At 67.9% G+C, this 8,595-nt stretch carries 9 protein-coding genes; 4 read left to right on the top strand and 5 right to left on the bottom strand.

Going from position 1 to position 8,595, the window contains the following annotated elements:
- Positions 1–332: 332 nt before the first annotated feature.
- Together sepH and ABLE92_RS11455 are read left to right on the top strand one after the other, a co-directional pair.
- Positions 333–1,451 carry a septation protein SepH gene (gene sepH, locus ABLE92_RS11460; RefSeq protein WP_348804872.1) on the top strand — a complete coding sequence of 373 codons (1,119 nt, stop codon included), beginning with the start codon at positions 333–335 and terminating at the stop codon, positions 1,449–1,451.
- A gap of 9 nt (positions 1,452–1,460) precedes the next feature.
- Positions 1,461–2,261, top strand: coding sequence for a DUF6928 family protein (locus ABLE92_RS11455; RefSeq protein ID WP_348804871.1), 801 nt, complete (start codon positions 1,461–1,463; stop codon positions 2,259–2,261).
- Positions 2,262–2,273: 12 nt separating this feature from the next.
- On the opposite strand, the gene ABLE92_RS11450 is transcribed toward ABLE92_RS11455, so the two are convergent.
- A complete protein-coding gene (locus ABLE92_RS11450; RefSeq protein WP_348804870.1) occupies positions 2,274–2,645 on the bottom strand; it encodes a DUF2537 domain-containing protein in 372 nt (123 codons plus the stop codon).
- A complete protein-coding gene (locus ABLE92_RS11445) occupies positions 2,642–3,481 on the bottom strand; it encodes a TrmH family RNA methyltransferase (RefSeq protein WP_348804892.1) in 840 nt (279 codons plus the stop codon). Before ABLE92_RS11445 ends, ABLE92_RS11450 begins: the two co-directional genes overlap by 4 nt.
- Before the next feature lie 153 nt (positions 3,482–3,634).
- Here ABLE92_RS11445 and ABLE92_RS11440 point away from each other — a divergent pair, with 153 nt between their 5' ends.
- Complete coding sequence (locus ABLE92_RS11440; protein WP_348804869.1) at positions 3,635–4,876, top strand: GNAT family N-acetyltransferase; 1,242 nt, start codon at positions 3,635–3,637, stop codon at positions 4,874–4,876.
- Positions 4,877–4,890: 14 nt separating this feature from the next.
- Here the strand turns inward: ABLE92_RS11440 and ABLE92_RS11435 are convergent, their stop codons facing one another.
- A complete protein-coding gene (locus ABLE92_RS11435; RefSeq protein WP_348804891.1) occupies positions 4,891–5,268 on the bottom strand; it encodes a MarR family transcriptional regulator in 378 nt (125 codons plus the stop codon).
- A 163-nt stretch (positions 5,269–5,431) separates the two neighbouring features.
- Entirely contained in the window at positions 5,432–6,817 is a 1,386-nt protein-coding gene (locus ABLE92_RS11430) for an NCS2 family permease (RefSeq protein ID WP_425476186.1), read from the bottom strand.
- 196 nt (positions 6,818–7,013) lie between these two features.
- Here ABLE92_RS11430 and ABLE92_RS11425 point away from each other — a divergent pair, with 196 nt between their 5' ends.
- On the top strand, positions 7,014–7,262 hold the full coding sequence (locus ABLE92_RS11425) for a DUF2530 domain-containing protein (RefSeq protein WP_348804867.1): 249 nt from the start codon (positions 7,014–7,016) through the stop codon (positions 7,260–7,262).
- A 24-nt stretch (positions 7,263–7,286) separates the two neighbouring features.
- Here the strand turns inward: ABLE92_RS11425 and ABLE92_RS11420 are convergent, their stop codons facing one another.
- On the bottom strand, positions 7,287–8,585 hold the full coding sequence (locus tag ABLE92_RS11420; RefSeq protein WP_348804866.1) for an alpha-amylase family protein: 1,299 nt from the start codon (positions 8,583–8,585) through the stop codon (positions 7,287–7,289).
- Positions 8,586–8,595: the final 10 nt, after the last annotated feature.

Genomic DNA, 8,595 nt, shown 5'->3' with positions numbered 1-8,595 from the left:
CGTTTCCACCAACCACCCACAGTCAAACGACCGCAGCAACGCGTCGCCATCAACCTGCACCACCAACCCACCGCATAACACAACAAAATCGGGAACTGACTCACCACAGCTTGACACTCACCGGTCAGCGTCGGCGGGAGCGCTGTCAACGCTGAGGTGAGCGCTGTCAGCGTCGGCGAGAGCGCCGTCGACGGGCAAGAGCGCTGTCAACGCGCACGTGAGCGCTGTCAAGCTGAACTGCGAATATCCCGCGTGTCCCGCGGTGTGCGCGTGTCGCGGTGGTCTACCCTGGCTCCAATGCCCGCACTCGTGGTCAACCAGAGGAGGAGCAGATGCGCGAGCTCCGAGTGGTCGGCGTCGGCGCCGACGGCTCCCAGGTCATCTGCCAGGATGCCGAGTCGGGTGAGAAGTTCACGATTGCCGCGGATGAACGGTTGCGCGCCGCCGCACGTGGCGACCTCTCCCGACTCGGTCAGATAGAGATCGAGATGACCAGCACGTTGCGTCCTCGCGAGATCCAATCACGGATCCGCGCCGGCGCAACCGTCGCCGAGGTCGCCGCGATCGCCGGGGTCGGCGTCGACAAGATCGAGCGCTTCGCCCATCCCGTGCTGCTCGAACGTTCCCGTGCCGCCGAACTCGCCGGGCAATCCCATCCGATCCGCCACGACGGTCCGGCCGCGGCCACGCTCGGCGAGGTCGTCGCCGAATCGTTGGTCGCGTTCGCACAGAACCCGCACGAGGTCTCCTGGGACGCCTGGAAGGGTGAGGACGGCTACTGGGCGGTGCAGGTGTCCTGGCATGTCGGGCACTCCGAGCACCGCGCGCACTGGCGCTACCTGCCCGGTTCGCACGGCGGTACCGCCGAACCCCTCGACGATCTCGCCGAGGAGCTCACCCACCCAGAACTCATCGAACCGCGTCGTCGGCTCACCCCGGTGGCCGCACCGCCGATCGCGCCCACCGTCGACTTCGACGACACCGGGCGTGAGCAGGTCACCTTCGACGCCGATTCCCTCATCGGCGAACAGACCACCCGGCGTGATCCGCAACGTGCACCGTTCGACCAATTCGGCACCTACGCACTCGACTTCGAGGCGTCGCCTCACGAGGCCAGGACGGGTGACTCCACGCGCCCCGAGGTGTCGCGCGAACCGGAGATCGTCGAGGCCGAGGTCGTCGAGATCGATCACACCGAAATCGACCGCACCGAGACCGTCGAGACGGCCACCGGCAACACCGAACCCGCCGACACCGCGATCAACCACACCGGGCCCGACCAGACCGGGACCGACCACACCGGCGCCCACGAGGCACCAGAACCCGAACCGGAACCTGCGCCACCGGCCCCCACCCCGGTGGATGCGCCGCGGCGCCGTAAGTCGCGGAAACCAGCGGTACCCGCCTGGGAGGACGTCCTCCTCGGCGTCCGAAGCCATCCGAACAACTAGAGGGGGACGATGTCGGCGCGCGCTGTCACACTGTGGTTCATCGACACCGACGATCCGGCCGCGATGATCCGCGCCGGCCTCGTCAACGACGTCACCGCGGCGGGGCGCCTGGCAACGGCCCTCTATGGCGATGCGACGCTGCTCCCGGTGATCGACACGGATCTGGCTTCGGCGATGACGGCCGACGACTCACACGTCTACGTCGGCCACTACGGCCCGCTGAGCGTGATCTCCTGCTCACTGTTCGCCACCGAACGGCCGGACGATCTCACCCGCACCATCGTCGGTATCCAGCCGAGCGCGGCCGCGGTCCTGCTCTACACCGACCCGGAAACCGGTACCGGGACGTTCGCGCGGTGGGAGAACGGGACCTTGAAGCGGTCGTTCTCGGCGACCCCGGTCGATCTCTTCGACGATCAGGGCCTGCCGGAGCCGTTCGAGCGACCCTTCTGGGCCGGTGAGCGCCCACTCCGCTACGCCGAGGGCACCGCACCCGATCCCCTCGCGCTGCCGTTCCATCCGCAGCAGATGGCCGAGGACGCCAATCGCGCCTGGCTCGGATTCCGGTTCACCCGTCCGTTGGCGCCGACCGACGCCGATCCGTCCCTGATCCCGGTGACCGGTTTCGCGATCCACCCGGCCGATTACCAACCGACGCCCGACGATCTGGCGCGCTATCACTCGGCATCGGCACGTACCGAGCCGACCACCGAACCCGGACCGGCCGACATCGATCCCGACACCGGGTTGCCGGTGGAGCCGCGTCGTCGTGGTCGACTGGCCCGCTACTTCGGTTTCGGGAAGGACTGACGGCCCGGCTGCTCAGCGTCCCAGCGCGAACAGCGCCACCGCCGAGCCGATCCCGGCCAGCAGACCGGTCAGCGATCCCCAGACGATCCAGCGCCACACCGGGCGGAAGCGGAAGTCCCACAGTGTCCAGCCGATCGCCGGACCGACGATGAACACCGCGACCAATCCTGCCCATCGGGCGAACGATCCGATCAGGGCGTAGAGCCCCAGCATCAGCATCGCCCCGAATGCGACACCGAACGCACTGACGATCAGCCCCAGCACCCACGGCGTCGGCTCGGTGTGCCGCCAGCCCTCCAGATCGGCGCCGGAACTCGACCCGGCCACGACCCGCTCGGGTTCGCGGGCGTAGATGGTCCATGCGGGTGGCTCGGGTTCGCTCACGCGTCCATCGTGCCCGATCGGGCCCGTTCATAGAAGGCGATGGCCGCGGCCGTGGCCACGTTCAGCGAGTCGGTTCCGCGGCTCATCGGGATCCGGGCGGTGCGGGTCGTGGCCTGCATCGTCGCCGCGCTCAGCCCGGGTCCCTCCGCACCGACCAGGAACGCCACCCGCGGTGCGTCGACGGCCTCGGCGAGCGGGACGGCCGCCGCATCGGGGGTCAGGGCGACGGTGGTGAAGCCGCGATCGTGGACGATGTCGAGATCGGCAGGCCAGCCATCCACGTGGGCGAACGGAACCAGCAGGACATGTCCCATCGACACCCGCACGCTGCGCCGGTACAGCGGGTCGGCGCAGCCCGCACCGAACAGCACCGCGTCGACGCCGAGTCCGGCGGCGTTGCGGAAGATGGCACCGATGTTCTCGTGATCGTTGACGCCCTCGAGGATCACCACGGTCCGCGACGAGGCGAGGACCTCGTCGACGCCGAGTGCCGCGGGCCGGCGCGCCACGCCGAGCACACCGCGATTGAGGTGGAAGCCGACGATCTGCGCCATCACCTCCGCGCCGACGCGATAGAACGGGACAGGTGCGTCCGGGTCGACGCGGATATGGCCGACCAGCTCGTCCAGACGCCTACCCACCCCGAGAAAGGCGTGCGGCGCGAACCGGGACGCGATCATCCGTTGCGCGACGAACACGCCCTCGGCGATCACCAGACCGCGGCCGCGGCCACCCCCGGGCATCGCGGGTAGGTCGGGACGGCGGTCGGCCGAACTGAGGTCGCGGAAATCGTCGACACGCGGATCGTCGGGATCCTCGATGTCGACGACACGCACCGGCAGCGGCCCATCGCCGGGTGCACGTACGGAGGTCACGGGTGCATCGGACACGGCAGTCCAGTCTGCCAAAACGCTTCGTCGGCGGGTTCATCGCCGATCGATGTGGGCCGATGTGCACCGCGGCGACCACGATGTGACACGGTGGATGGCGTGAGCAGCGCAGATACGACCATCGACGGACTGAGCTTGGCCCGGGCGACCGATGACGACTGGGACGACATCATCGACGCCGACGCCCGCGCATTCGCGATGCGCAATCCGCTCCCCGATGACGAGCGAAATGACTTGCGCGGCAAGGTCTCCGACGCCGACATCGTCGTCGTGCGCGACGATGACGCACCCGGGGAGCCACTGGTGGGTGTGTCGATGTTCTATCGGATGACCATGACGCTGCCCGGGGGCGCGCGGTCTGATGCGGCCGGTCTGTCGTGGGTGTCGGTGGCCGCGACGCATCGTCGACGCGGCATCCTGCGCCGGATGATCACCGAGTTGTTCACGCAGTGGCTCGACGAAGGGCAGGTCTTCGCCATCCTGACCGCGTCGGAGGGCACCATCTACGAACGCTACGGATTCGGTCCGGCGACCTTCGCGCACCGGATTCACATCGGTGGGTCACCCCGGATGCGGGCCGCGGCACCCGAACGCGCCGGCGTGCGATTCGCCCGTCCCGACGAGGTCCCCGCGGCGGTCGCCGACATCCACGACCGCTGGTGTGCCACCCGGCCGGGTGCGCTCGGCCGCACCACACAGTGGTGGGCACCGATCCTGGCCGATCGCGATTCCGAGCGGGCACCGGCGGCCAGTGGCCTGCACTATCTGCTGCACGAGGACGGATACGCGAGCTACCGCATCCTCAAGGGTGTCGCCGACGGCGAGGTGCGCGCGGAGGTGTCGGAGGTCGTCGCGGTCACCGACGACGCCCACACCGAACTGTGGCGCGTGCTCATCTCCCTCGATCTGGTGCCGTCGCTGACCGCCGCGATCCCCACCGACGATCCGCTCCCGTACAAGCTGCTCGACCTGCGCTCAGCGGAGGTCACCGGGATCGCCGACACCATGTGGCTGCGTATCCTCGATGTCCCGGCGGCGCTGTCGGCACGTCGATATGCCGCCGATCTCGATGTCGTCATCGAGGTGACCGACGCGTTCGTCGACCGCGGCGGGGTGTTTGCCGTCAGTGTACGCAACGGTGCGGCCGCGGTGATCCACACCGACGAGAAACCGACTGTGCGACTGGACATCTCGGTGTTGTCGAGCATCTACCTGGGCGGGATCCCGGCCCGGGAATTCGCGGCCGCCGACCGCCTGTGGACCGATTCGCCGGAGACATTGACGGCCCTCGAGCAGGCCTTCGCCACGGGGCGGGCACCGTTCGCCGGTACCTTCTTCTGACGTCCGCCGGGAGGTCAGATGTCGTTGACGATGATCTTCTCCAGCACCGGGATCGCGGCACACAGGGTGGCGCGTTCGTCGTCGGAGAGTTCGTCGAGACGATCGTTGAGCCAGGCCTTGCGGGCGGCCACCTCGTCGGTGATGACCTTCTCGCCGGCCGGTGCGAGCGTGACGATCGCCTGCCGGCCGTCGGTCGGGTGGGCCTCGCGGCGCACCATCCCCAGGTCGGCAAGGGAGGCGATGACCCGGGTCATCGACGGGGGTTTGACGCGTTCGGCGGCCGCGAGTGCGCCCGGCGACATGGAGCCCTCCTGATAGAGGGTGTTGAGCGCCGACAGCTGGGTCAGCGACACGAGTTCGTGGTCGCGGCGCAGACGCAGCCGACGCGCCATTCGGACGATGGCCAGGGCCAGCGATCCGGCGAGACGTTCATCGCTCGGCAAAGTTGCTTCCACGGGCTGAATATTAGATTTTATTCAGCCTCCTCGCAGCTTCCTCGGCGGTATTGTCCATCGTCCGGACCACGCCGAATAGCGTCTCATACTTTCTGTGTGATCATCCGATCCAGTCGGAGATCGGTTGCCGGGCGAAATAGGCGACGAACACGATCGCGACGAGCCACATCAGCGGATGGATGGTCCGCGCCTTACCGGCCGCCGTGGCCATCACCACCCAGCTGATGAAGCCCACGCCGATGCCGTTGGCGATCGAGTAGGTGAACGGCATCGTCACGATGGTCAGGAAGGTCGGTAGGGCGATCGCGAAGTTGGTGAAGTCGATGCTGCGGACCTGCGCGATCATCAGACCACCGACGATGACGAGCGCCGGTGCGACGGCCTCGCTGGGGATCACCTCGTAGATCGGGGTGAGGAACATCGCGATCAGGAACAGCACGCCGGTGACGATGTTGGCCAGACCGGTGCGGGCGCCTTCGGCGATGCCGGAGGCGGACTCCACGAACACCGTGTTCGACGACGAGGAGGCGACACCGCCGGCGATCGCACCGGTGCCCTCGACGACGAGTGCCTTGCCGATGCCGGGCAGGTTGCCCTTCTCGTCGGCGAGGCCGGCTTCCTTGCCGAGTCCGGTCATGGTGCCCATCGCGTCGAAGAAGTTCGACAGGACCAGCGCGAAGACGAACACGCAGGCGGCGAGGACACCGATGCGGGTGAAGGCTCCGAACAGGTCGACGTCGCCGACGAGACCCAGATTCGGCAGGCCGCCGAAGGAGTCGGGGATGGCCGGTACCGACAGTCCCCAGCCGTCGGGGTTGGTCGCGCTCGAACCGAGGTCGAGGACCGATTCCAGGATGATCGACACGACGGCGGTGACGACGATGCCGATCAGCAGTCCGCCGGGTACGCGCCGCACCACCAGCACTCCCATGAGCAGGACACCGATGACGAAGATCAGGGTCGGCACGGTGGTGATCGAGTTGCCGAAGCCCAATTGGACCGGCACGGTGGTCCCGGCGGCGTCGGGGATGCGTTTGACGAAGCCCGCGTCGACGAATCCGACGAAGGCGATGAAGCAGCCGATGCCGGCGGCGATGGCCGCTTTCAGTTCCGCGGGAACGGCATTGAACACCGCGGTGCGGAATCCGGTGACGGCGAGCGCCACGATGATGATGCCGTCGATGACCACCAGACCCATCGCCTCGGGCCAGGTCATCTCCGGCGCGATGGTGACCGCGAGGAGGCTGTTGATGCCCAGTCCGGTGGCGATGGCGAACGGGTAGTTGGCGACGAGACCGAAGATGATCGACATGACGCCGGCGACGAGGGCGGTGACGGCGGCGACCTGCGCGAGCGGGAGCACGTTGCCGAGGATGTCGGCGTTGTGCGGCTCGCCGGGGATGCCACCGATGATGATCGGGTTGAGGATCACGATGTAGGCCATCGTGAAGAAGGTGACGAGGCCGCCACGCACCTCGCGGGTCATCGTCGACCCGCGTTCGCTGACCTTGAAGAAGCGGTCGATGACGTTGGGCGGCGGGTTCAGCGCGGGCGACCCCGATTCGCCGTGTGGCGTCGCGGGCTCGTTCGGTTCCGGCTCGTTCGGTTCCGACTTGCTCAGCTCCGGCGGATTCGGCTCACTCGACGATTCGGTGGACACACCCGAAAGTTACCCTGAGCACATGTCCGATGCAGCCGACGTTCCCGAACTGCCCCGATCGTTGCGGGCGCCCGAACCGGTGATCGCGGTCGGGATGACCGCGTGGCTGATCGCCGCGATCGTCGTCGGGATCACCGGGTGGGGCGGTGGGCGCACCCTCGCCGTCTGCCTGGTGGGTCTGGGTGTGGGCGTGCTCGGGACGTCGATCTTCCTGATCCAGCGCGCCGCGTCCCGTCGTGGGGATCGCACAGCGCAGCGCGGGCTGGACTGAATTCTCGAGCGGACCCAGCGGCGATCAGCGGCCGCAGATCGCCCATCCGTGCGGTGCGACCGATCCGGGTGTGTCGCGGGTGGCGTCGTCGGAGTCGAGCAGGGCGGCGGAGTCGATGCCGACGGGTTGGTCGCCGAGGTTGAGGGTGAACTCCAGACGCTGCCCGTCGGCGGTCACCGCCCAGGTGGCGTGCTCGTTGGCCAGTGCGATCTGTTCGGTGACGGCCCGGTGTAGCCACGGGTAGCGTCGACGAAACCCGATGAGCCGCTGGTGAAGTCGGTAGATCCGTTCGTTTGGGTACTCGAGTTCGCCGGGGGTCGCCGGGAAGGGCGGCCGGATCGCGTCGTCGCCGCCGACCCGTTCGTCCTTGACGCCGGTGAAACCGTATTCGTCACCCGCGTAGACCGACGGTGTCCCACCGAGGAGCGCGAGCAGAACGATCGCATGGTCGAGGTGGCTTGCATCGGTGATCTGGCTGGCGATGCGGGTGACGTCGTGATTGCCGATGAAGGTGGCCGGGACGAAGGCCTCCAGCATCTCGCTGTGGCGGGTCATGGCCCAGGCGAGTTCGAAGAGGTTGCGGTCGTTGATCGCCGACCAGATCGCCTTCCACAGTTCGTACTGGGTGACGGTGTCGGCGGAGCTGTCGGCGACGAACCCGGCGTAGTCGCCATGGATGACCTCGGCCTCGAACCAGACGTCGGGGTGCGAGGTGCGTACCTCGGGAAGCACCCGTGCCCAGAACCGGGTCGGTACCGCGTAGGCGGCGTCCAGGCGCCAGGCGTCGGCGCCGCGGTCGAGCCAGTGCCGCATGACGTCGACGATGAAGCGGCGGACCTCGTCGTCGTCGTGATTGAGGGTGACGAGGATGTCGTGGCCCTCGAAGGGCACGAATCGCCGGTCGTCGCCGCTACCGGTGGTGCGCAGGTGCCGCGCGGCGTCACTGCCGGGTCCGTCCCGCAGTGCCGCCGCGGCGAGCGGGTGGCTTCGCCCGACGTGGTTGAACACGCCGTCGAGTTGGATCTTCAGTCCACGACCGTGGGCCTCGGCGACGAGGCGGTCGAAGTCGTCGTCGGTGCCCAGCCGCGGGTCGATCCGGAAGTGGTCGACGGTGTCGTACCCGTGTGTCTCTGAGGCGAAGATCGGGCCCAATGCGATTCCGGAACAACCCAATTCGATGGCGTGGTCGAGCCATCCGAGGATCCGCAGCAGTCGGTGCTCGTCGTGATCGTGGGGATCGGGATGGGCGCCGGTGAACCCCAGCGGATAGATCTGCCACCAGATGACGTGCTGCACCCAGTCCGGTTCTGCTCGTTGAGCCATGGTGGTCACG

It is taken from the genome of Gordonia oleivorans, from assembly GCF_040044975.1.
Taxonomy (GTDB): domain Bacteria; phylum Actinomycetota; class Actinomycetes; order Mycobacteriales; family Mycobacteriaceae; genus Gordonia; species Gordonia oleivorans.
This window is presented reverse-complemented; position numbering and strand designations above follow the sequence as displayed.

Excerpts from the sequence above, each read along its gene's own strand:
- sepH (WP_348804872.1), top strand. The coding sequence starts at position 333 with ATGCGCGAGCTCCGAGTGGTCGGCGTCGGCGCCGACGGCTCCCAGGTC.
- ABLE92_RS11455 (WP_348804871.1), top strand. The coding sequence starts at position 1,461 with ATGTCGGCGCGCGCTGTCACACTGTGGTTCATCGACACCGACGATCCG.
- ABLE92_RS11435 (WP_348804891.1), bottom strand. The coding sequence starts at position 5,268 with ATGGCGCGTCGGCTGCGTCTGCGCCGCGACCACGAACTCGTGTCGCTG.
- ABLE92_RS11430 (WP_425476186.1), bottom strand. The coding sequence starts at position 6,817 with ATGACCCGCGAGGTGCGTGGCGGCCTCGTCACCTTCTTCACGATGGCC.
- ABLE92_RS11425 (WP_348804867.1), top strand. The coding sequence starts at position 7,014 with ATGTCCGATGCAGCCGACGTTCCCGAACTGCCCCGATCGTTGCGGGCG.
- ABLE92_RS11420 (WP_348804866.1), bottom strand. The coding sequence starts at position 8,585 with ATGGCTCAACGAGCAGAACCGGACTGGGTGCAGCACGTCATCTGGTGG.